Genomic DNA, 22727 nt, shown 5'->3' on the forward strand with positions numbered 1-22727 from the left:
TGAATCCGACCGAATCCGCCTGAGACCATCTGAAAGAGACACCCAGTGACCGCAATTTTCGCGCTCATCGAAAACACCGAGAAGATGCGTAAGTACCTGTTCTGGTACCTCATGATCATCCCCGCGCTGCTACTGCTGTGGATTGTGCTGGGTGCAGCGAACTCCCAGATGGACTTCCAAGCAGCCCTGAAGATTCCCTTCTTCACCGTGGCATTCCTGAACGCATGCCTCAGCCTGTTGCTGGGCGGCACCCTCAAGCTCGCGGGTGCAGAGAACGAACGCACCGAACGAGCCTACGCCCTGTACCTGACCATTCTGTTGGTCATCATCGGTAACCTGCCCGGCGCGATTCTGAGCTTCTTCCTCTTCCGCTCCCTGCGCTTCGGCAACCTGGAAGGCGAGCTGGCGCCCAAGTACCGCTGGGCGCTTCTGCCCGCCCTGGTCTTCTACGTACTGGTGACCGTAGTGCTGCTCGTCGCCAACATCGCAATGTGGTCGAAGTAAGCACCCGGCGTATTAAGCACATCGGCGCATTAAGCACGCAGGCGCGCACTGACACCCGCCCCGCTTGAAACACAGCATGAGGCACACCGGGCAGAGGACCCCGGAAGAACCACCATCTTCGGTGTGTACGCGCAAACGTACACCGCACTGACCCACAAGGACACTCACGACGTGAACCAGATTCCCGAGCCTACCGACGCGCAACACGCACCCGGCGCCCCGGCTGATACCGCTCAGCCCGCCGCAGCCGCCGCGACCTCAGCAGAGGAAACCCACGAAGTAGCCGACGAAATCAACATCGCCGAGCTGCCCGCACACCTGAACCCCGCCCACGAGGACTTTGACCCCTCGGCGGGGCTTGAGCGCTGGGCGGAACAGATGGACGTCTACACCGGTCCCGACGCGATGCTCGACTTCAACCAGGTCGACTACGTGCACATCGACCTGTCCGAGGCGAACCCCTCCGGCCTGGCACAGCTGCTCGCCGGACGTAAGACCCGCCTCTCCACGATTCTGCGCGACAAGTCGCAGCTGGAGGCGGGCATGCGTTCCGCACGCACCCTGCGCACCAAGATTTACGAACTCGCCACCGACCACGGCCTGGACTCCGGCTACTTCGTGGCGGGTACCGCCTCCTGGCTGTCGCACGACACCCGCGAGGATGCTGCCGCCTACGAGAAGCGCTTCATCGCGCCGATTCTCATGGCGCCGCTGAGCATCACCCCGCACCCGAAGGACGACGACTTCGAGCTGCGCCTCGCCGGTTCTGCACGCCTGAACCCGGCGATGGTCCGACAGATCAAGCAGGAATACGGCATCGACCTGGGCACCATGGATGTGGCGCAGCTGGCGAACTCCATGTCCCGTCTGGACCCCGAGCCGGTCATTGAACGTATGCGCGCCTCAGCAGGCCGTATTCCGGGCATGACCATCGAGTCGAAGTACTTCATCTCGACCTTTGCTGACCTGAAGGAAAGCCTGGGCGAACTGCCGCACACCGCCATCACCCCGCTGGTTCGTGACCTGGCGGCGCTGAAGGTGCCCGGCGTGAAGCCGCGCGAGCTCAACGCCCACAACCTGCAGCCGCCCCTGGACCAGCGTGACCCGGCAGAGGAAATGCTCCTGCTGGACGCGGATGCGAACGCCCAGGAAATTGTCGACACCGCGGTCAGCGGATTCTCCTTCACCATCACTGCGGCGCCCGGCACCGAGCCGCTGCGTACCGCCGTGAATATTGCATCCGCCCTGATGGGTCGCGGTAAATCCGTGCTCGTGGTGGGCGAGAAGCGCTCCACCCTCGCTGAATTCTCGGCGTTGCTCAAGCGCACCGGTATTGAGAGCCTGCGCTACGACCTGCTTGCCGAGCACGATGCTGAGGCTCAGCGCGCCGAGTTCATTCGCGCAATCGTGCGTAATGAGGGCGCCGAAGAGCCTAACTCTGAGGACCTGAACGAAGAGCTTGTGGCGACCCGTGCCGCGCTGCTCGACCACACTCGTGCCCTGCTGAACAAGGACGCCAACTGGCAGATTTCTGTCTACTCGGCGCTGCAGCGTCTGGCTGAGCTGACCGCCTCCGAGGACGGCCCGGCAACCCGCGTGCGTTTTGACCGCCCTATGCTCGATTCGCTCTTGGAGCGTGAGCAGGTGCGTGCCGAGCTGGTGCGTCTGGGTGAGATTGATGGTTTTGCGGCGGCTTCGCGCACCTCCCCGTGGTACCGTGCCCGCCTGGTCAATGACGAGGAAGCCGCCGAGGCGTACGCCCTGGTCATTACCCTCAAGTCCTCCCTGCTGAACCTGCGTGAGGCGATGAACCAGACCAGCGCCATGCTGGGTCTGCGCCGCGGCCGCACCATCGCTGAGTGGGAGTCGCAGCTGGCGATTCTGATGCGTATCCGTGAGACGCTCAAGCGTTTCCGTGCGGATGTCTACGACCGCCCGGTGACCGACCTGATTGCGGCGACTGCCTCCGGTTCGTGGCGCCGTGAGAACGGCATCGAGATGAGCAGTATGCAGCGTTCCCGCCTGCGCCGCGCGGCGAAGGAATACATCCTGCCCGGCGTGAATATCGGTGACCTGCACGAGCAGCTGAAGGTGGTTCAGGCTGAGCGTGCCGAGTGGATTCGCCACATTGAGGCGCCCCGCACCCCGCAGATTCCGGAGAACCTGGACCAGCTGGCTGCAGCCCTGAACTCTCTGGTGTCTGAGCTGGCGGGTCTGGGTATTGTTCTTGCGGATACCATTGAGGGCACCGACTTCGTGCGCACCGACCTGGATGCTCTGGATGCGCGCCTGGATGCCCTCATGGCGGACCGCGTGCTGCTCATGACCCTGCCGGAGCGTGACGCCCTGACTCAGAAGCTGCGTGAGCGCGGCCTGTCGGAGTTGCTCGATGACCTGTACGCGCGTCAGGTTCCGACTGAGGTTGTTTCCGATGAGCTGGAGCTTGCCTGGTGGCAGTCTGCCCTGGAGTTCTTGCTGCAGCATCACGAGGGTAAGCTGCTGGATGGCGACCGCCTGCGCGATACGGAGTCCCGTTTCCGCCGTGCCGACTACGCCCACATGACCAGCGCCCCGGCGCGTCTGCTGGCGAAGGTTGCGCGCGTGTGGACCGAGCGTATTGAGTCTGAGCACGACCAGGCGGCGTACCTGAAGAGCCAGCTGCGCGGCTACGAGTTCGTGCTCGAAGAGCTGCTGACTCACGCCCCGGTCATGGCGCGTACCCTGTTTCCGCTGTGGACGGCGAGCCCGTTCGCCCTTGCGCGTAAGGTTCCCGCCTCCATGCGTTTTGATACGGTGCTGCTGCTGGACTCCGAGTCGACCCCGCTGGCAGCGAACCTGCCAGCGATTACCCGCGCCGACCAGGTGATTGCCCTGGGCGACCCGCACTCGGGTTACCCCTCGCCGTTCATCGTGTCTGCGCCGACTTTCGGCGCTCCCGAGCCGACCGACGAGCAACTGGACAGCACCTTCGACGTGCTCGCTACCGTACTGCCCAACCGCACCCTGGCGATGCTGCACCGCAGCATGGACCCGGTGATTCTCGACTACCTGAACCGTGAGTTCTACGGTTCGCAGCTGCATGCGACTCCGGTGAGCCGCGCCTCCGCCCAGCCTGCCGGTTCGCTGACCGTTGAGTACATTGATACTCGCGGTAAGGTCAGCGATAACGCGAACCTGGATTCGCCCGGTGTTGAGGTGGAGCGCGTCACGAACCTGGTGCTGGAGCACGCGTACCGCACCCCGGACCGTTCGCTGGCGGTTGTGACGGCTAGCCCGAAGCACGCTCAGCGTGTGGCTGAGTCGGTGCGTCACGCCCTGAGCCTGTACCCGCAGCTGGCGCCGTTCTTCGCCGCCGGTGAGGAATCTTTCCGCGTGGTCGATCTGACCCGCGCTGAGAGCCTTGAGCGCGATACCGTGATTTTCTCCCTGGGTGTGGGCCGTGCCCGCCTGGGTCAGGCGTCCTACGATTTGGGTCAGCTGTCTGCTGAGCACGGTCGCCAGGGCTTTGTGGTGGCGTTGACTCGTGCACGCCGTGCCCTGCGCATTGTCTCGTGCATTGACCCCTCCGAGCTGGACCCGCAGAAGCTGCATCATGGCGCGGTGGATTTCTACCACCTGCTGCGTGAACACGCGGAACGTCAGGCGCGTGAAGAGGTGGAAGCGAAGGCACAGCGCGTGCCGGAGACCCTGCCGCGTAACGCGTTCTTGGCCGTCGACGACGCGGACACCCCGGATTTGGGCGACTGGCTGCTGAACGATTTGGTGGCGCGTCTGCAGGCTCGCGGTGTGCGTGTGACCCGCGGTGAGGGCGATATCGCTCTGATTGCGCACGCCCCGGAGAAGCTGGCGGCTGAGCCGGTTCCCGCGCTGGGTGTGGCTCCCGTGGTCTCTTCGAACCCGAGTGTTCCGGCGGCTATGCCGCTGGTGGCGTGCTCCGATGGTGAGCCGAATTATGCGCGTGCTTCGGTGCGTGAGCGTACCCGCCTGGTGCCGGAGCGTCTGAGCCGCACGGGCTGGAACTACATTACGCTGGGCACCCTGGAAGTATTTGCTGATCCGGACGCCGTGGTGGCGCGCGTGCTGCACTACCTGGATATGGACGAGGATGCTGAGGTCCGTGGCTAGCTATTCGTCAACGCCGAAGCCGCGCCGTGGGCACCGTCGTGTGAGCGGCGGCGGCTCGGTGAGCGGGGCTGAGCCTCTGCTGGTGGGCGTGACGACGCCTCCGGTTGTGGCTTCGGGTACTTCCTCTGCCGCGGGGGCTTCCCCGAAGAAAGCTGATGCCCAGAAGCAGAACCCCCAGAAGGCGAGTTCTCAGAAAGCGGCTGCTTCTGCGCAGCCGCTGACCCCGGAGGAGCGTGAGCGTCTGGAATGGATGCGTCAGCAGCGTCCTCCGCACTGGGGTAACAATATCGTGTAGCGTCTTCCTGCGGGAGAGCACTTCTTAAAACGCCGAGGGGCGGGGCAACGTGTGTTGCTCCGCCCCTCTTTTGGGCTGGTGTGGGACCCCGTTTAGGAGTTGCCCTTGTCGGTGCTGTAGAAGCCGGAACCTTTGAAGGTCACTCCGACGGTGTTGTAGCGCTTGCGCAGGGTTTCTTCGCCGCACTGCGGGCAGATGCGCAGTGCATCGTCGCTAAAGGACTGGCGCTGTTCAAAGACGTGGTTGCAATTCTTGCACTGGTAAACGTAGACCGGCATTTTGTCCTTCTGTATCCGTTTTCGCTGGGATGGTTTATTAACGTGGTTTGAGTGTACCGCTTTTGAAACGCTCTGGGCTATTTGCGGTTTCTTCTCAAAAAGCTATTTCTGGTTTCTTTTTGCCTTTTTCCTGAGCGATTTTGGTCGTGTGTTCCTGCATATCTTTGAGCTTTTGCATGAAGATTTGGGGTGTCAATCAGGAGGTGGGCGGTGCTGGTCAACCGGCTACATCGGTGACTGCTGAGAGGTGCGGAAAACGCCTTCTTCGGTGAGGATGACTGGCAGAATAGCGTCCCACTGGTCGTAGGGAATAGCTTCATAAATTTCATCGGCAAAGACCACGCCGATGCTCTGCTCCTTCAGCTGCTGTGCGCTGAGCAGGGGGATAATGCGGTCATAGTAGCCGCCTCCTTGACCGAGGCGGTGCCCGTCAGCATCAAAGGCGAGAGCGGGGACGAGGCGCACATCGGCGTTCACGAAGGCTCGCTCGTCCTGTTCTTCGCCTTCGGGTTCGGGGATTCCCATGGGGCTGAGCGGGTGCTCGACGGCGGGATCCCAGTGCACCCAGGCGAGTTTGCGGCCGGGACGCACGACGGGCACGAGGATGCGGTGTCCGTCCTTGTGCAGGCGGGTTAGTGCTTCGATGATGGGCGGTTCGGACTTGGTGGGCAGGTATGCCGCAATGGTGCCGGGGGAGTGGAGGCGCTGCGCGACCGCTTCAAGAATGTGGTGGGTGAAAAGGTCAGCTATCTGCTGCTGGTCGTGTTCGCCGCGGTGGCTGCGTGCGGTGAGGCGGCGGGGGCGAATCTGAGAGCGGAGAATGTCTTTATCCAGGGAGATATCTTCTGCGCTGGCACCGGTATCGGAGTTGCTGGTGGCGGCTGCGGTATTGAGAGGCATGGTGTGTCCCATCGTCTTTGCGGGTGAGGTCTTATGCGGGGTGGAGGAGAGTGGCTCTATGGCCTAGTTTGGCTGGTTTGAGTCGTGGTGCCTCCGCGTTGAGAGGCGTTCCGAGGTGGGGTGAAAACATCCTTATGGGCGGCAAAAAGCAACCTACTCTGCTGGGCTATAGAATCTACTTTTTAGTATAGGGATTGCAGAAAATAGCATTGGGTTTCGAGGAACGTATTTTCTCTACAACCCGAAGAATGTACCTTCACCGATATGTAGTTAGTCACGTTGAAGATTTTTTCACGTCATAGTGTCGATAAATCAGCTTAAGTACTTTACAACTTAGGGTATTCTTGTGGCATGGCTACTGAAATTAAGTCTGTTACTAAGGCAGTTATTCCTGCTGCTGGTCTGGGCACCCGATTCCTGCCCGCCACGAAGGCAACCCCCAAGGAAATGCTCCCCGTCGTTGATCGCCCCGCGATTCAGTACGTGGTGGAGGAAGCAATCCGTGCCGGTCTGAATGACGTTCTGATGATTACCGGCCGTAACAAGCGCGCTCTCGAGGATCACTTCGACCGCGTTCCCGTTCTGGAGCAGCAGCTCGCTGAGCAGGGTAAGGACGCTCTGCTCGCTTCTGTGGTAGCTACCAATGAGATGGGCGGCGACCTGCACTACGTGCGTCAGGGCGACCCCAAGGGCCTGGGCCACGCTGTTCTGCGCGCAAAGCGCCACGTTGGCGATGAGGCATTCGCTGTTCTGCTCGGTGATGACCTGATTGATGAGAAGGAAGACCTGCTCTCCCGCATGGTGGAGGTCCAGGAGCGCACCGGCGGTTCCGTCGTTGCTCTGATGGAGGTCCCCCGCGAGGCTATTTCCGCTTACGGTGCAGCTGCTATTGAGGCTGTTGAGGGCGAAGACGGTTTCGTGAAGATCACCGGTCTGGTTGAGAAGCCCGCTGCTGATGAGGCTCCCTCGAACTACGCTGTGATCGGCCGTTACGTTCTGAGCCCGAAGGTCTTCGAGGTTCTGGAGAACACCGCTCCGGGCCGCGGCGGCGAGATTCAGCTGACTGACGCTCTGCAGACCCTGGCTCAGGGTGAAGGCGAAGGCGAAGGCGTCTACGGTGTGGTCTTCTCCGGCCGCCGTTTCGACACCGGTGACAAGCTGTCCTACCTGAAGGCAAACGTTATTCTTGCTGCTGAGCGTCCCGAGTTCGGTGACGACCTGCGCGCATGGCTGAAGGACTTTGTCGCAGAGAACTGCTAATTACTCTGCACCCGCTCTCTGATGAGGGCAACCGATAAATACCAACCACGCTGAGGAAGGCGTTCTTTCTGGTGGGGCGTTAGCCCTGAGGGAGGGCGCCTTCCTTTGCGTCGTTCGTGTCCGTTATGTGCGTGGCGTGCTACTGGGTGAGGGTCCAGAGTGTGTCTTGTGCAGGGACGCAACGACGTCGTAGTGCGCATATTCCTTCTGGGGTATATGCGCATATCCAGCCCGATTCTTGCCGCTTATGGAAAGCATTGGGAATATAAGGGTATGATTAAAGTCTAGGGATAAAGGGACGATAGAGGGCGACCTGAATATGACGCTTTTGAACACCTCCGGTGTGTTGGTAATTCTGACCGTGATTTTGCTGCTGTGGTTTGTGCCCAGGAGCCTCCGTCGCGCGCCCGCTGGTCCCTCCGTGGAGCCCGAGCGTCCCCTGATTAGCGCCGAGCGTACCGCTGAGGACATTCTCGCCTCTGCAGGCGTGCTGCTGAATGAGTTGGAGGCGTACCAGTCTTCCGATCATGCGGTGGCGCCGGGTACTTCCCTGCCCTCTTCCGCTCTTCCGCAGGCTTCTTCCCGTTCCTCCCACGCTGTGGAGGATGCCGTTCAGCCTGCCCCGGATACGGCTTCTATTTCGCAGATTCGTGATTCCTCCCCGACTGCTCCCTACACCGATGAAATTCCGGTGGTGGAGGAGTCGAAGCCCTCGCCGCTGTCCTACTTTGATACTTCGAGCCCGAGCGGTATTACCCTGCTGGTTGCTGCCGGTTTGGGCGTGCTTGCCCTGGTGACCGGTCTTCTGGCGCTCTTTGGGGTTCTGGCGTGGGGTTGGGCTGTTCTCTTCCTGATTCTTGCTGGCGGCGCGTGGGCTGTAAGCCGTTTTGGTCTGCTGGAGTCTCTTGGCAACCAGATTAAGGCGAACCGCGATGAGCGGCGCGCCAAGGCAGAAGCAGAAGATGCCGAGGGTACTGACGCTGAGGCGTATGAAGAGTCTGACAACGAAAAAGCTTACGATGACGCTTCTGAGCCTGTAGAGGATACTGAAGCGCCGGAAGCTGAAGCTGTCGAAGAGCCTGCACATCAGGCTCGCCCCGCAACCCGTGAGACTACTGCCCGCAACGTGAGCCGTGAGGCGGCACGCCCGAGCCGTGCGCACATTGCGGTGGAGTCCTCCGATGAGGCTCCCGAGGCGGCTCCTCGTGCGGAAGCGCCTGCTGCGGCACCTGCTCATTCTTCTCGTCCCGTACCTGCCCGTTCTGCCCGCCCGGCGGAGGCGCCCGCAGGTCACCGTCAGGAGCGCCGCCAGCAGCGTCCGAGCCGCTTCCAGCCGATTCGCCGCGGTAGCGTGCTCTTTGACCAGGAGAGCGGTTCTGTTGCTTCCTCTGCTAGTGCACCGCGTACTGCTGCACAGCCTCAGGTGGCTCAGGCTCCGGTTGTTCCGAGCCAGCCCGCTCAGCCCCAGCACACTCAGCCCGTGCCGTCTGCTCAGCCTACACATCCTGCTCAGGCACCTGTGGCTCCCGCTCAGCCGGTAGCACCTCAGCCTGCGCAGGTTGCCCAGGCGCCTGCCGCTCAGCAGCAGGCTCCCGCACAGCAGCCGGCTATTCAGCCGGCCCAGCCGGTGGCTCGCCAGGCTCTGCGCGATGGTTCGCCCGTCCGCCAGGCGCCTGCGGCACCTGCTACTCAGGCTCCCGCTCAGCCGATTCCCGAGGAGATTCCTCTGCCGGACGTCCTGGATGATTCCGAGTTCGATGCTCTGGATATTGCGTCCCTGAACGACCCGGCGCTCTCGACCGGTGCTACGGCGAGCGGTGGTGTTCGTTCGACGAACCGCCATCCCGGTGCTGGCTCCTCCTTTGAAGCAGTCAGCAACACCTGGAATCCGGTTCAGCTGCCCAAGCCGCTGAGCGCTCTGCACCGCCAGGACAAGAACCAGGGTAAGAAGTAGACCTTACTCTAGATGTGTATAAAACCCCGACAGTTCGTGCTGTCGGGGTTTTGTTTTGCTGGGAATGTGCCTCGGGAAAGGAACGGTTAAAAAGAAAAGGAACCCCGTCCATGGGGTTCCTTTTCTAGCATCACACACAGGAAGAAAGTCTTCTAGACCGATTAGGAAGGCCTTCCCACAAGACCTGCCTTATTCGGTAATAAAAATATATCCTAATTCCCGTGCGGGTGACAAGCCGAAAATAGCGACACCCTGTCAATAAACTAAGGTTTACCTAAGTAAAATCCGCGCCATTGCAGGCGACAAGGGGCAATAGCCCCCGGCAAAAAAAGTTTAAAAAAATTTTCTGGCCCCTCCAAAAGTCGAATAAGAAGCCTCAAAAAACCTTCAATCAGGTCAATATCGCCCACTCATGAGAGAATAGCCGGGTGAAAGATTGGTTTGACGCACTCCCGATTGAGGTTGCCCTAGCTTTCATGTGGGTGGTCGGAATCGTCCGCACCAGCATCGTGTACGCCCTTGGCGCGCTCGCTGCTGAAGGGGGCGCCCGCCTCGACCGCATCCGCAAAGCCATGGATAGCCCGCTCTACCGCAAGGCGCGCGCCTTCATCAACCGATGGGGCGTTATTGCCGTGCCCCTCTGCTTTCTCACCGTGGGTCTGCAAACCGCGGTCATCATCACGACCGGCTTCACGAAAATGCCGCTGCGCCGCTGGGTGCCCGCGATGCTGGTCGGAACCTTCATATGGGCGTGCATCTACACCACCATCGGCTTCGCAATTCTTGCGGCCCTCGGCCTGGAGCCGTGGATGTTCCCGCTCGCCCTTGCCATTGTTATCACGGTGCTGGTCATTGTGACTCAGCTGCGCGAACGCCGCATTAACCGCGAAACCGTTGAGAACACTGCGGATAACATCACCGAGAACTAGTCCTACCTTCAGCGGGGGATAGGTGCACTATCTCGCCGGGTTGAGGCCACTCACCTGCCCTCAATGCCCCCGCCCAAGATGTGCTAGCGTGGAGGGATGAGTTCATCCGCATCCTCCACTGCAGGCACCCCCGAAGCGCAGTCCGTCAACGACCCTGCCCTCACCGCAATCGACCCCGAGTTCAGCGCGCCCGAAAACGCTACCGACGAGGTAGAAACCGAAGCGTCCGCCGAGGCGCCCACCCGCGTGTACCTGCATCCCGAGCAGCTGGCAATGATCCAGACTCCGGAGGCTCTGCCCATCCCCGTGTTGCAGCGCTCCGTGCTGCGCGTTAGCTACGTGCCGGCGATTATGCCCGGTAAGTGGTTCAACCGCTGGCATGAGCGTTACGGCGACCGCGTGCAGCTGGCGGAGGTGCCCGTGCGTGAGGCGCGCGGCCTGGACTCCCTACATCAGGACCTGTGCCTGATTGATCCCGCCGATAACCCCGCCGCTGGATCCTCCGTTGAATCCGCCGCTGGGTCAGCAGAAGAGGGAACCGCCCCCTCCGAGGCGCCCGCTGAGGATAGCGTCGAGGCTACCGAGCACGCACCCATCGCGCGTAAGGCTGTGCCCGAGAATCCCTTCGCGCACATGAGTATTGTGCGCCCCGACCGTGAACCGGCAAGCGCCGACGGCGAGAAGTACCACAGCATCCGCCTCTACGAGGAGCTGCCCGTGGTCATTCTGCCGGTGGACCATGTGCTCACCGTGCTTGATGAGGTGCCCGTGGAGGAGCTTGCCGAGGAGTTCCTGCTACAGCCCGCCTCCAATATTCCCGCTTATGAGGAAGTCTCCCGCGCATGGCGTGAGAGTGCCGGTCGCATCGTGCCCGAGGGTCTGACCGATAAGGAAACCATCGAGCTGGTTGCCGCCGGTGTGGGTCTGTACATTGTGCCCATGTCCATTGCGCGTTTCTACCACCGCAAGGACCTCACCTACCGCCCCGTTGCGGGTCTGGACACCTACCCGGTGCACCTGGTCTGGCCGCGTGCCCCCAAGGGCGAGCCGCGCAGCGAAGAGCTCGAGGCGCTCCTGCAGGACTTCATCGGCATTGTGCGTGGCCGCACCGCAACCAGTGAGCGTGGTAGCGAAACCCGGCAGGCACGCGCCGAACGCATCGCCGCTGAAAAGGCAAAGGAAAAAGCGAAGGCACGAGCCGCCAACGCCCGCCGCGAAGCACGCGATAAAAAGCGCGCCAACGCCAAGAAAAACGGTAACGCGCGCCAGCACGCTCGACAGTCCGCCAAAGCCGCCAGCGCACGCCGCGGCAAGAAACGCTAACGAACGATAGACGGTAAAATCAAACCATGGCATTAGCAATGGAAACCCGACCCGCAGCCTACGCAGTGATCATTGAGCAGGGCAAGCTGCTCATGACCCGCTGGGTTCCCGAAGACCGCGCGCTCAGCCCCCTCTGGTCCCTGCCTGGCGGCGGCATGGAACCCGGCGAACAGGCCGACGAAACCGCGCTGCGAGAGACCCTCGAAGAGACCGGTTACAGCGTCGCCATTGAAGACATTCTGGGCGTGCACGCCGGACACTTCCCCGTGCGTTCCACCCAGAAAGACCCGCAAGCGCTACCCTTCTGCGCCCTGCGGGTGGTTTTCCGTGCCCACATTGTCACCGGCGAACTGCGCCACGAAATCAACGGATCCTCCGACACGGCACGCTGGGTACCCATCGCTGAGCTGGACACCATCCGCTACGGCACCCTCATCGACGAGGTCGCCTCCATGATGGGCTACTCCAACGCCGCGAGCTGGGCACGCGAATACCGCGAATTTCTTGCCGATGAAAACGCACGGAAGCTTCCCTAATGAACCGACGAACCCTCACCCGCCGTGCGGCGCTCACCTCCCTGGCGCTCATGCCGCTGCTTGCCGCTTGCGGGAATAATGACGCAACCCCGCAGGTGGACCCTTCCGCATCCAGCTACGGTACCCTGCGTATCGGCTACGGTGCCCTGCGTGAAATGCGCGCCGTGGCGCACGTGTACGCGCGCGCCCTGCGACAGGTTGGCTACTCCGTTGAACTTGTTGACACCGACAACAGCCGCGCTACCGCCCTGCGCGGGCTCATGGTTCCTTCGGCTAACTCAGCCACCCCTACCGCAACTCTGCCCGACGATGAGGAAAGCAGCACCGCCGCCGCGCTTGAATCGTTGGACCTGGTCATCGACTACAGCGGAGACCTGCTGCTCTACCTGACCGACGACGGCAAAATCAGCCCCGCCGCCGCGCAGAACGAACGCATCGCCGCCTCCGTGAGCGCCTCCGCTCAAGCCGCAGGCGTGACCCTGCCCCCGGCAGCTACCCCCACCGCGGAGGAGAGCACCGCCTCCGCGCATGCTACGGACGCAACCGCGAGCCCCACCGCAAGCTCCACCCGCTCCGCAGACCCCATCAACCTGCGCGCCATGAGCACCACCGACATGACCAACGCCATTTCGCGCATCCTGCCCGAAGAGCTCATGCTCCTCAACGGCGCCCACGCCACCAACAAGGATGTACTGGTTACCACCCGCGCCGTGAGTGCCCGCCACAAGCTCAACTCCCTCGCGCATCTGCGTGAGGTGCAGTCTTCTCTGACGTTCTCCATTCCGACCGGGTATTCCAGCGGCACCTACGGCGTGGATTCTTTGCGTAGCCTCTACCGCTACCGTGTGCACGACCCGAAGATTCAGGACGACCCCGCCGAGCGCGTCAACGCCCTCACCGCAGACACCGTGCAGGTGACCCTGCTGCACAGCTGCGACTCGGCAATTGACGATAACCGCCTGGTCACCCTGGAAGACCCCTCAACGGCACTTTTGCAGCAGCAGCTGGTGCCCATTATCCGTCGTACCCTGCCAGATAGCGCCCGGACGGCAATTAACCGCGTATCATCTACATTAGACACGGGTAACCTCTCGTTCCTGTTGCGTCTGACTAGCGGTTCCAACCCCATCGCAGATGATGACGCAGCACAATTCATTTTGGATCACCCTAGAAAGTAAATCATCATGACGAAGTACCGTCAGTCCTCAAAGTTGAGCAACGTCCTGTACGACATCCGCGGCCCCATTCTGGATGAAGCCAATCGCATGGAGGCGATGGGCCACCGCATCCTCAAACTGAACATTGGTAACCCCGCCCCCTTCGGCTTTGAGGCGCCGGATGCCATCATGATGGACATCATTCGTCACCTGCCTGAAACCCAGGGCTACTCCGATTCCCGCGGCCTCTACTCGGCACGTACCGCCATTGTGCAGCACTACCAGAACCGCGGCATCATGAACCTCGACACCGACTCCATCTACCTGGGTAACGGTGTGTCTGAGCTGATCCCGATGACCCTGCAGGCACTCTGCGAGACCGGCGACGAAATCCTGGTCCCCATGCCCGACTACCCGCTGTGGACCGCATCCACCGCGCTGGTGGGCGGCAAGCCCGTGCACTACCTGTGCGATGAGGAAAACAACTGGTACCCGGACATCGAAGACATTAAGTCGAAGATTACCGAGCGCACCAAGGGCATTGTGGTCATTAACCCGAACAACCCGACCGGTGCCGTCTACCCGCGCTCGATTTTGAAGCAGATCGTGGACCTGGCACGCGAGCACGGTCTGGTTGTGTTCTCCGACGAAATCTACGAAAAGATTGTGTACGATGGCGCAGAAGCCATCAACATGGCTTCTCTGACCGGCGATGATGTGCTCTGCTTGACCTTCTCCGGCCTGTCCAAGGCATACCGCGTCTGCGGTTACCGCGCAGGCTGGGTCGCTATTACCGGCCCCAAGAAGGACGCAACGAGCTACCTGGAAGGCATCCACCTGCTTGCATCCATGCGCCTGTGCTCCAACGTTCCGGCACAGCACGCAATCCAGACTGCACTGGGCGGCTACCAGTCCATTAACGAGCTGATTGTCCCCGGCGGCCGCCTCTACGAGCAGCGCACCCTGGCGCACAAGATGCTCAACGAGATTGACGGCATCAGCTGCACCAGTGCGGACGGCGCACTGTACCTGTTCCCGAAGATTGATGTTGAGCGCTTCGACATTACCGACGACGAGCAGTTCGCCCTGGACCTGCTCAAGAGCCAGAAGATTCTCTTCAGCCACGGCCGCGCGTTCAACTGGAAGGACCCGGACCACTTCCGCCTGGTGTTCCTGCCCGATACGCAGACCCTCACCAGCGCCCTGGAGCGCCTGGGTAACTTCATGGCTGACTACAAGCAGAAGCACTAGCCCTGCCACCTCTGCTACATATAGACAGAAATAGCCTGCCCCGCAGTTCTGATGAGCTGCGGGGCAGGCTATTTCTGTTTGACGGCTGGCGGATGTGCCAGAACGGGCGCTGGAAGTGGCTTTAGTTTGCCGGGCTCTCCTGACCGCCCTGCTGTGCACCGCGTGCCGCGTTCAGGCGCTCCTGCGCGCCCTGCAGCCACGCCTCGCAGCGGGCGGCAAGCGCCTCGCCACGCTCCCACAGTGCGATGGAAGTCTCCAAGTCGCTGGCGCCGGACTCCAGCTGGCGCACGACCTGCTCCAGCTCGGCTCGCGCCTGCTCGTAGCCGAGGGTTTCGACGGGTGCGCCCAGCTCGGCGCTGTTGAAGCTAATGTTCTCGCTCATTGAGGAACCTTTCAGGGGTAAAACTTAGGGGTAAAAACTAGGGGTAAAACGTAGGTATCGGGGTTTAGGAGATGTTTGAGGGGTCCGTGGAGGTCACGGTCGCCTGCGCCGAACCGGTCGCCGCACGCACCGTAATCTGCTCGCCCTCGCTCAGCGCCGAAGCGTCACGCACAATAGCACCCGCGGCATCCTGAACAATGGAGTAGCCGCGGTTCAGCGTCTGCGCGGGAGAGAGCGAACGCACCCGCGCCAACGTGTGCGACAGGGTAGCCGACTCACGCTCCAGACGGTGCTGCACCGAACGGTGAGCGCGCTCGCGTAGCTGGCTCAGCTCCTCCACACGCATGAGCAGGGAAGACTCCGGGTGGGTGAGCACCGGGCGGCTACGCAGCTGCGCAATGTAGTTCATCTGCATGCCCACGTAGCCGAGCACCGCGCGGTCCAGGCGGGCGCGCGCCTCGGGGATGCGGGCGGTCTCCTCCGAAATATCGGGCACAATGCGCTTACCCGCATCGGTCGGGGTGGAGGCGCGCAGGTCAGCGACCGCATCGAGGATGGGGGAGTCCGCCTCGTGACCGATTGCCGAGACCACCGGGGTGGTGGCTGCCGCGACGGCGCGGATGAGTGCCTCCTCAGAGAAGGGCAGCAGGTCTTCGAAGGAGCCGCCGCCTCGGGCGATGACGATGACATCCACTTCTGGGTGGGCGTCCAGCTCGGCGAGAGCCGCAATGACCTCAGCCGCCGCACCCTCGCCCTGAACGCGAGTATTGCGCACCTCGAAGACCACGCCGGGCCAGCGCAGGGAGGCGTTGCGGATAACGTCCTTCTCCGCGTCAGAATCGCGACCGGTAATCAGACCCACACGATTCGGCAGCATGGGCAGCGGCTTCTTCCGCGCGTCAGAGAACAGCCCCTCAGCGGCGAGAGCTTCACGCAGACGCTGCAGCTGCTCGTGCAGGTTGCCGGTGCCGACCGCGTACACTTCCTTGCCGATGAGGGAGAGCTTGCCGTTCTTCCACAGGCTCGGCTTGGCGCGGGTGACGATGCGAGCGCCTACGGTCACATCAGCCGCCAGGCCGCTACCGGCACGCCCGAAGAGCGCGAGGGTGAAGGAGAAGTCTTCGTTGAGGTCTTTAAGCTCCATGAAGACGTTGCCGCCGCGGCCGTTGAGGGAGGCGACCTGCGCCTCCACCCAGAGCTCGGGAACCTTGTCTACATAGTTTTTGAGGTTCTGCGCGAGCAGGGCGAGGGGCCAGGGGTTGGTGGCGGTGGTTTCCTGAGACTTCCCGGGAAGCTGCCGCTCGTGCACGGGCGGCACGACTAGCGCGGGTGCCGGCTGCGCTGCGGAGGGGTTGTAGAAGTTCATGCCTTCTATTGTCCCTGATTGGTCGGTTATGCGCCTGCGCACAGGTCAGCCTGGCGACTCGGGTAGCTTGCACACAGTGCAGGCAGAACTTAGCTTCTGGCGCATTCTGCGGGTCCGAATCGGCTTTGAACACCGTGAGCGGGTACCCTAGGCTCATGCGCTCACCCGATCAGTCAGCACATCAGAACAACGCCCTCAACACCGCCGCGGCTTCGTCAGCGGCGGGTACTGGCGCGCACAACTACCCGGCGGACGCGACCCGAGTCGTCGACACCCGGATTACCCGCACAGACGGCTATTACACGGGCGGCTACTATACGGCGGATGAAGACACGACCCTGCTGCAGCCTACCCGCATGCTCGGTCACACAGCAACCCCCACCAAGGCTGAGTTGCAGGCCGCCCCCGAGCCTCCCTTCGCGGCGGGCTTGCGGAGGTTCCTGACCGTTGTGCTGTGCGCCCTTGCCCTGGTGACCGGTCTGGGTGCAACCGCGGGTGCCTGGGTGAACTCCAAGCTCATGTCAGAGCGTGGTTTCTCGCAGATTTCCTCCAGCCTGGCGGAGGATTCGCAGCTTGCTTCGCGCATCGCGGACGGTGCGGTCGAAGACCTCATGAACTCCGAAGCTATGACAACCTTCCTCGACGGCACCAAACAAAGCGGCTTATACTCCATTCTTGTAAAGCCGACACAAGACGGCATACGTTCCCTGCTCAACCGTTCCGCGGCTGAGCTGTCAAAAACTGAAGAATATCGAAGCCTCTGGAAGGAAGTAGCCGAGGAAACTCGCCGCTACAACCTCGAACACCAGGACGGTCCCGCCGTCATTGTGCTCACCCCCTTTTACCGTGCGTTGGATGCGAAGGTCGGCTCTATCGGCTCCTTCGACCCGGACCTGACGAAGCTCGGCCCTGAAACCCTCAATATTGACCGGTTGAAGGACGGCAACAACCAGCAGGAGCAGCAGGAGTGGTTCCTGCACGCCGGCATTAACCGTGCCGCCGCGCTGGGCAAGTCCACCATGCCACTGACCATCATTGCGGCGCTGAGCCTGCTGCTGGCTACGTTGCTGGCCCCCAGGCACCGCATCCTGGTGCCGGTGGTCACGGCTCTGCTCTACGCCCTGCTGGGCTGGGGCGCCGCAGCCTGGTTTGGCGGCCAGAGCCCTGAAACCCTGGGAATTACCAGCCACAGCACCGCCGGAACGGCGCTGATTACCGGGGCATGGAACCAGCTTGCACCGTCACTGACCGGGCACTTGCAGGCGGCGGCAAGCTACGGGCTGGTCCTGGCGATCCTCGCCCTACTGCTCGGTATTCTGATTCGCCTTATCGCCCTGGGACGTAGCCCTGCGAGCGGTGCCACAGTCATCACACACTAAAAGTCCGAACAACGTAGGATAGTAACCATGTCCACTGAAACTATTGCCCTGGGCCTGCCGCCCGTACCCCGCGAGCGCCGCAGCCGCGCCGACGTTGAAGCCGCCGCACCCGTCACCGGTGAGAAGAAAGTCCTGCTCGCCACCCCGCGCGGTTACTGCGCAGGCGTTGACCGTGCCGTGATTGCTGTTGAGAAGGCGCTGGAGCACTACGGTGCGCCCGTCTACGTGCGCAAGCAGATTGTTCACAACCGCCACGTGGTGGAGACCTTGGAAAAGCAGGGCGCTATCTTCGTTGATGAAGTGGATGAAGTTCCCGAAGGTTCCGTGACCGTGTTCTCGGCGCACGGCGTGTCCCCGGCGGTGGTTTCCGCAGCCGGCGACCGCTCCCTGAACACTATTGACGCGACCTGCCCGCTGGTGAACAAGGTGCACCGCGAGGCTGTGCGCTTCGCCAAGCAGGACTACGACATCCTGCTCATCGGTCACACCGGCCACGAAGAGGTCGAGGGTACCGCCGGTGAGGCGCCCGAGCACATCCAGATCGTGAACTCGCCCGACGAGGTGGATCAGGTGACCGTTCGCAACCCGGAGAAGGTCGTCTGGATTTCTCAGACCACCCTGTCCGTGGATGAGACCCTGGAAACCGTGGCGCGTCTGCGTGAGCGTTTCCCGTCTCTGCAGGATCCGCCTTCGGACGACATCTGCTACGCAACCTCCAACCGCCAGGGCGCCATCAAGGAGATTGCTCCGCGCGCTGACCTGGTCATTGTGGTTGGCTCGGCGAACTCCTCGAACTCCGTGCGCCTGAAGGAAGTAGCACTCGAATACGGCGCTAAGCGTGCCGAGCGTGTGGACTTCGCACACCAGGTGGACGAGTCCTGGTTCGAGGGCGTGGCAACCGTGGGCCTGACCTCCGGCGCGTCCGTGCCCGAGGTTCTGGTTCAGGAGGTACTGGCCCTGCTCGCCGAGTACGGCTACAACACCATCGAAGAGGTGGAGACCGCGAAGGAAGACATTCTCTTCTCCCTGCCGAAGGAACTGCGTTCCGCCCTGAAGAACGATGAGAACGTGGGCCGCCAGCTCGGTGGCCGCGGCGCTAAGCCCACTCGCTAATACTTTTTAGCTTATGACCCCGTGTCCTCTTCCCCCGTGTGGGGAGAAGACACGGGGTCTTTGTATCTGATATGTGGGGAAGCACTGTTTGGGACGGCGGTACGCGCCGGTCTACTTGGTGCGGTGCAGCAGACCGGTGGCCTGCTTAAGGACCTGACGATTCGCGCCACATGAAGTTATTTAAGAATCTCCGTCTCTTTCAATGCCATTGTTGTGTTATAATAAATTGTATTTCTAGTAGAAAGGTCTTAAGGTGACAACTCTTATTGAACATAAACGTGTAGAATTTTCAGAACTATTTTATGACCTAGTGTTTGTTTTTGCAATTTCAAAAGCAACTGCTTTAATTCACCCTCTTCATGACGGTGTTGTGGCTTGGGATTCTTTACTTGATTTCTTCATCTCTGTCATGGTTATCATCAATGCCTGGATGATTCAAACCATTTATACCAATCGCTATGGAACAAACTCGTTATTTAATATGGTAATCATGTTTACCAACATGGGACTTATGCTCTTTATATCCAATATGATTGGATACAATTGGCAACAATGGTTCTATTATACCTGTTGGGCTGTTGGTACATTAACCCTTACCTTATTTTTTCAATATTTGGTTCAGTTTTTTAGAGAATCAACCGATAATACTGATCGGGAAAGCATCAAAGGTTTTCTATGGTTAACAGGTCTACAAAGTTTAGGAGTCTATCTGGCAGCTCTTTTCCCTATTTACGTTGGAGTCTATATCTTTATTGCTAGTATTCTGCTAACATTTATTGTGCCAATTTTCTTGATGACTAAAGATGAGCATTTCCAGGTAAATCTTCCCCATTTAATCGAGCGCGTCTCCCTTCTTGTCATCATTACGTTTGGAGAGATGGTTATTGGGCTAGTTAACTTCTTTACAGTTGAGAATTTCTCTATATATTCGGTTCTTAATTTCGTTATCATGCTTTCTCTGTTCTTGTTTTATTTTGGTGAATTTGACCATGCTATTGACGAAGGATCCAATCAAAAGGGAGTATTTATAATTTATAGTCACTATCCTATTTTCATTGGGCTTATGTTGATGACAGTTTCGATGGGTTATCTCCTGAATCCCGAGGCTAATCTTCTCGTTGCAATCAGCTTCTTTTATATCGGAATTGGCCTCTTCCAAGCTGCTGTCCTAGCAAATGGGCCCTATAACAAAAACTATCTTCGCTATCCGAGAAGTTACTACTGTGTCCAAGCGACACTCTATCTGGTTGCCTTGATTCTCTCTTTGCTTTTCGCTTCTAATGCTATAACAGTGTTGAGTATTGCAACCATTTTTACTCTAGCTATAGCTAGTCATTTTATTTCTTTCTGGGTTACACGTACTAAACAATATTCCGTGTCTTACTGGGGGTTCTTCTAATTAATTTATAAAAACAAAAAAGCCTTGGCTTCCAAGGCTTTTTTGTTTTTATAAACTAAATTTGTCCATCATTTGTTTATCAACTTCCTTTCCAGACATATCTAATCTGATGACACTATCCGCATCATCTCCAATCATATTGAGATACTCTAGATGAGAACGGAAGTTTTCTATCTTCCCTTCCAATAAATAGAGGGCCAGAGTGTCGATGTAGCCGTCTTCATACTGCTCACCTGCATCTACAAAGGACTGATACTTACCGAAACCCTTTTCTATGTCCTCAATAAACTCTTACTAATGAGCTTCAAGTGGTGAGTCTGGTTGTGTGGGCGGCTATCTTCCTGGGCGTTTCTGCCCTGCTGATGCGCCGCGCAACCCGCCGCTAAATGCTTCTTCCCGCCGCAGTCTCAAGAGTTCCGTAGTATCAGGGGCTCCCGAGGCTGCGGCGGAAGCCGTACCCGCTCACACCGCATCTGCTAACACTGCCGCGCCGCGTCCTGGAAACTGGTGCGAGTGAGTTCGTGGTGAAGGATACGGGTTCCCCGTGTGGGGAGAAGACACGGGGTCTTTGTATCTGATGTGCGGGATGCACGGATAGGGACGCTAGCGCAGCTTCACGTTCACGCTACGCGGGGGAATGCCCCCTCTGCGGCGCCCCAACAACGATTGGCACAGGCGCCTTGAGGACGGAGCCCCCGCTTCACGTAACCGGCTACGACGCTCGCATATCCTCAACTCATGACATTTGTCATGGGCAGGTCATGACACTCTGTACCGCAGCGGCGCGAAAACCGGCGGTGTAATAGAAACATGAACACCGCAGCACTTCAGAACAGCAAGCCCAACACCGCAGAAACCGTTATTTCCGCCCGCTCCCTCCGCCAGGTTTTCTCCACCCGCGCGGCAGGCACCGTGGTCGCCGTCAACTCGATTGACCTGACCGTCAAGCGCGGCGAAATCATCGCCCTGCTCGGCCCCAACGGCGCAGGTAAGACCACCCTCATCGACATGATTCTTGGCCTGACCCAGCCCAGCGGCGGCGAGTTGAGCGTCTTCGGTCGCAACGCCTCCGAGGCGGCACGCGCCGGTCTGCTCGGTGCGGTGCAGCAGACCGGTGGCCTGCTCAAGGACCTGACGATCCGCGCTACGGTCGAGATGATTGCGGCGCTGTACCCCAAGCCCATTGACGTGGATGAGGTACTCGCCGGCGCCGATCTGACCGATATCGCTAAGCGTAAGGTCGGCAAGTGCTCGGGCGGTCAGCAGCAGCGTCTGCGTTACGCCCTGGCGACCATGCACTCGCCGGAACTGCTGATCCTGGACGAGCCGACCGCCGGCATGGACGTGAATGCGCGCCGCACCTTCTGGGAGCGTATGGAAGCCATCGCAGAACGAGGAACGACCATTCTTTTTGCGACGCACTACCTGGAAGAAGCACAGAACTTCGCCCAGCGCATCGTGCTCATGGCCTCCGGCTCCATCATCGCTGACGGCTCCTCCGATGAGATTCGCGCCCTGACCGGCCACCGCCACCTTTCCTTCCTCGCACCCGCGCCCATCACCGACCTGGATGTGCCGGTCGAGGTGACCGAAGAGTCCGGAGGGTACCGCCACCGCATCTCCGTGCTGGAGATTGAGCAGGTACTGCGCACTCTGCTGAACAACTACAGCATCAGCGACCTGGAGGTCACCAAGCCCTCCCTGGACGAGTCCTTCACCCTGCTGACCGAGCAGGCCGCCGCCTCCAAGGCATCCGACGCCTAAACACTAGACCGCCTCAACACCACACGCCGCCGCTACACACCTCAAGGAAAATATCATGCTCCGCTACGCACTCTACGACATCCGCGCTTCTATTCTCTCGACCGACCGTTTCTTCTTCGGCGTGGCACTGCCCATCGTCTTCTTCCTGCTCTTTGGCGCGATGCAGGACTACTCCTCCCAGCAGATGGGCGACGGCAACGTAGCGGCCTACGTCATGATTGGCATGGCGCTGTACGGCGCTGTGCAGAACACCGTGGCGATTAGCGGCAGCACCGTCACCGAGCTCTCCAGCGGCTGGAACCGCCAGCTGGCGCTGACCCCGCTGACCACCGGCAAGTACCTGGGCGCGAAGGCGCTGACCGCCCTGGTGATTTCTGCGGTGCCGGTGATTGCGGTGAACATTGTGGGCATGTTCACCGGTGTTGAAATCCCCGTGAACCAGCAGCTTGCAGCCGGCGCGCTGACGGTGCTGTGCGGTCTGGTGTTCGCCTTCTACGGCATCATGATGGGCCTGCTGATTCGTAACGAGAACGCCGTGTCCATTGCGAACGGTCTGCTGGTGATTATGAGCTTCTTCGGTACCGTGTTCTCCCCGCTGAGCACCGACCTGCTGAAGTACGCCCGCTTTACCCCGCTGTACGGTGCCGCCGAGATTGCCCGCTACCCCTTCGCCGCAGGTCAGACCATTATTCTGGGTGGTGGTGAGGACTGGTTCGTGACCGAGCCGCTCTGGTACGCAGTGGTGAGCCTGGTCGTCTGGGCGGCAATCTTCCTGGGTGTTTCTGCCCTGCTGATGCGCCGCGCAACCCGCC

At 60.3% G+C, this 22727-nt stretch carries 19 protein-coding genes; 15 read left to right on the forward strand and 4 right to left on the reverse strand.

Annotated elements, in window-relative coordinates:
- Positions 1–45: 45 nt before the first annotated feature.
- From HMPREF2528_RS00535 to HMPREF2528_RS00545, 3 genes are all read left to right on the forward strand, one after another.
- Entirely contained in the window at positions 46–504 is a 459-nt protein-coding gene (locus HMPREF2528_RS00535; RefSeq protein ID WP_012903100.1) for a hypothetical protein, read from the forward strand.
- Between the two features lie 123 nt (positions 505–627).
- A complete protein-coding gene (locus tag HMPREF2528_RS00540; RefSeq protein WP_070541485.1) occupies positions 628–4629 on the forward strand; it encodes a DEAD/DEAH box helicase in 4002 nt (1333 codons plus the stop codon).
- Positions 4622–4924, forward strand: a complete 303-nt coding sequence (locus HMPREF2528_RS00545) for a hypothetical protein (protein ID WP_141744676.1) — start codon at positions 4622–4624, stop codon at positions 4922–4924. The genes HMPREF2528_RS00540 and HMPREF2528_RS00545 overlap by 8 nt, the downstream gene beginning before the upstream one ends.
- 92 nt (positions 4925–5016) lie before the next feature.
- Here the strand turns inward: HMPREF2528_RS00545 and HMPREF2528_RS00550 are convergent, their stop codons facing one another.
- Together HMPREF2528_RS00550 and HMPREF2528_RS00555 are read right to left on the reverse strand one after the other, a co-directional pair.
- Positions 5017–5202, reverse strand: a complete 186-nt coding sequence (locus tag HMPREF2528_RS00550; protein ID WP_005508445.1) for an FmdB family zinc ribbon protein — start codon at positions 5200–5202, stop codon at positions 5017–5019.
- Positions 5203–5427: 225 nt separating this feature from the next.
- On the reverse strand, positions 5428–6102 hold the full coding sequence (locus tag HMPREF2528_RS00555; protein WP_138187167.1) for a 5-formyltetrahydrofolate cyclo-ligase: 675 nt from the start codon (positions 6100–6102) through the stop codon (positions 5428–5430).
- Positions 6103–6453: 351 nt separating this feature from the next.
- Between HMPREF2528_RS00555 and galU the strand changes: the two genes are divergently transcribed.
- The 7 genes from galU (at position 6454) to HMPREF2528_RS00590 (ending at position 14512) form a co-directional block, all read left to right on the forward strand.
- Entirely contained in the window at positions 6454–7362 is a 909-nt protein-coding gene (gene galU, locus HMPREF2528_RS00560; protein ID WP_012903104.1) for a UTP--glucose-1-phosphate uridylyltransferase GalU, read from the forward strand.
- A 319-nt stretch (positions 7363–7681) separates the two neighbouring features.
- A complete protein-coding gene (locus tag HMPREF2528_RS00565; RefSeq protein WP_070541488.1) occupies positions 7682–9316 on the forward strand; it encodes a hypothetical protein in 1635 nt (544 codons plus the stop codon).
- A 428-nt stretch (positions 9317–9744) separates the two neighbouring features.
- The gene (locus HMPREF2528_RS00570; protein ID WP_070541491.1) at positions 9745–10245 is read left to right on the forward strand and encodes a DedA family protein; all 501 of its coding nucleotides are present in this window, start codon (positions 9745–9747) and stop codon (positions 10243–10245) included.
- A 96-nt stretch (positions 10246–10341) separates the two neighbouring features.
- Positions 10342–11568, forward strand: a complete 1227-nt coding sequence (locus tag HMPREF2528_RS00575) for a LysR substrate-binding domain-containing protein (RefSeq protein WP_070541494.1) — start codon at positions 10342–10344, stop codon at positions 11566–11568.
- Between the two features lie 38 nt (positions 11569–11606).
- On the forward strand, positions 11607–12104 hold the full coding sequence (locus HMPREF2528_RS00580) for an NUDIX domain-containing protein (protein WP_005505097.1): 498 nt from the start codon (positions 11607–11609) through the stop codon (positions 12102–12104).
- Positions 12104–13282 carry a glycine betaine ABC transporter substrate-binding protein gene (locus tag HMPREF2528_RS00585; protein ID WP_070541497.1) on the forward strand — a complete coding sequence of 393 codons (1179 nt, stop codon included), beginning with the start codon at positions 12104–12106 and terminating at the stop codon, positions 13280–13282. Before HMPREF2528_RS00580 ends, HMPREF2528_RS00585 begins: the two co-directional genes overlap by 1 nt.
- 6 nt (positions 13283–13288) lie before the next feature.
- Positions 13289–14512 (forward strand): pyridoxal phosphate-dependent aminotransferase, encoded by a 1224-nt coding sequence (locus HMPREF2528_RS00590; RefSeq protein ID WP_070541500.1) that lies wholly within the window; start codon positions 13289–13291, stop codon positions 14510–14512.
- Between the two features lie 121 nt (positions 14513–14633).
- On the opposite strand, the gene HMPREF2528_RS00595 is transcribed toward HMPREF2528_RS00590, so the two are convergent.
- Complete coding sequence (locus HMPREF2528_RS00595; protein WP_049341827.1) at positions 14634–14894, reverse strand: exodeoxyribonuclease VII small subunit; 261 nt, start codon at positions 14892–14894, stop codon at positions 14634–14636.
- Between the two features lie 64 nt (positions 14895–14958).
- A complete protein-coding gene (gene xseA, locus HMPREF2528_RS00600) occupies positions 14959–16260 on the reverse strand; it encodes an exodeoxyribonuclease VII large subunit (protein ID WP_070541503.1) in 1302 nt (433 codons plus the stop codon).
- Positions 16261–16415: 155 nt separating this feature from the next.
- Here xseA and HMPREF2528_RS00605 point away from each other — a divergent pair, with 155 nt between their 5' ends.
- The 5 genes from HMPREF2528_RS00605 to HMPREF2528_RS00625 form a co-directional block, all read left to right on the forward strand.
- The gene (locus HMPREF2528_RS00605) at positions 16416–17639 is read left to right on the forward strand and encodes a dehydrogenase (protein WP_070506860.1); all 1224 of its coding nucleotides are present in this window, start codon (positions 16416–16418) and stop codon (positions 17637–17639) included.
- Positions 17640–17666: 27 nt separating this feature from the next.
- Entirely contained in the window at positions 17667–18752 is a 1086-nt protein-coding gene (locus tag HMPREF2528_RS00610; protein WP_012903115.1) for a 4-hydroxy-3-methylbut-2-enyl diphosphate reductase, read from the forward strand.
- A 253-nt stretch (positions 18753–19005) separates the two neighbouring features.
- Entirely contained in the window at positions 19006–20151 is a 1146-nt protein-coding gene (locus HMPREF2528_RS00615) for a low temperature requirement protein A (RefSeq protein WP_070506857.1), read from the forward strand.
- Between the two features lie 810 nt (positions 20152–20961).
- Positions 20962–21915, forward strand: coding sequence for an ABC transporter ATP-binding protein (locus HMPREF2528_RS00620; RefSeq protein WP_070541506.1), 954 nt, complete (start codon positions 20962–20964; stop codon positions 21913–21915).
- A gap of 55 nt (positions 21916–21970) precedes the next feature.
- On the forward strand, positions 21971–22727 hold a 757-nt coding region (locus tag HMPREF2528_RS00625; protein ID WP_070541509.1), incomplete at its 3' end, for an ABC transporter permease.

The sequence above is a fragment of the Rothia sp. HMSC078H08 genome (genome assembly GCF_001808955.1).
GTDB lineage: Bacteria > Actinomycetota > Actinomycetes > Actinomycetales > Micrococcaceae > Rothia.

Excerpts from the sequence above, each read along its gene's own strand:
- HMPREF2528_RS00610 (WP_012903115.1), top strand. The coding sequence starts at position 17,667 with ATGTCCACTGAAACTATTGCCCTGGGCCTGCCGCCCGTACCCCGCGAG.
- HMPREF2528_RS00555 (WP_138187167.1), bottom strand. The coding sequence starts at position 6,102 with ATGCCTCTCAATACCGCAGCCGCCACCAGCAACTCCGATACCGGTGCC.
- HMPREF2528_RS00575 (WP_070541494.1), top strand. The coding sequence starts at position 10,342 with ATGAGTTCATCCGCATCCTCCACTGCAGGCACCCCCGAAGCGCAGTCC.
- HMPREF2528_RS00550 (WP_005508445.1), bottom strand. The coding sequence starts at position 5,202 with ATGCCGGTCTACGTTTACCAGTGCAAGAATTGCAACCACGTCTTTGAA.
- HMPREF2528_RS00565 (WP_070541488.1), top strand. The coding sequence starts at position 7,682 with ATGACGCTTTTGAACACCTCCGGTGTGTTGGTAATTCTGACCGTGATT.
- HMPREF2528_RS00580 (WP_005505097.1), top strand. The coding sequence starts at position 11,607 with ATGGAAACCCGACCCGCAGCCTACGCAGTGATCATTGAGCAGGGCAAG.
- HMPREF2528_RS00590 (WP_070541500.1), top strand. The coding sequence starts at position 13,289 with ATGACGAAGTACCGTCAGTCCTCAAAGTTGAGCAACGTCCTGTACGAC.
- HMPREF2528_RS00620 (WP_070541506.1), top strand. The coding sequence starts at position 20,962 with ATGAACACCGCAGCACTTCAGAACAGCAAGCCCAACACCGCAGAAACC.
- xseA (WP_070541503.1), bottom strand. The coding sequence starts at position 16,260 with ATGAACTTCTACAACCCCTCCGCAGCGCAGCCGGCACCCGCGCTAGTC.
- HMPREF2528_RS00585 (WP_070541497.1), top strand. The coding sequence starts at position 12,104 with ATGAACCGACGAACCCTCACCCGCCGTGCGGCGCTCACCTCCCTGGCG.
- galU (WP_012903104.1), top strand. The coding sequence starts at position 6,454 with ATGGCTACTGAAATTAAGTCTGTTACTAAGGCAGTTATTCCTGCTGCT.
- HMPREF2528_RS00605 (WP_070506860.1), top strand. The coding sequence starts at position 16,416 with ATGCGCTCACCCGATCAGTCAGCACATCAGAACAACGCCCTCAACACC.
- HMPREF2528_RS00595 (WP_049341827.1), bottom strand. The coding sequence starts at position 14,894 with ATGAGCGAGAACATTAGCTTCAACAGCGCCGAGCTGGGCGCACCCGTC.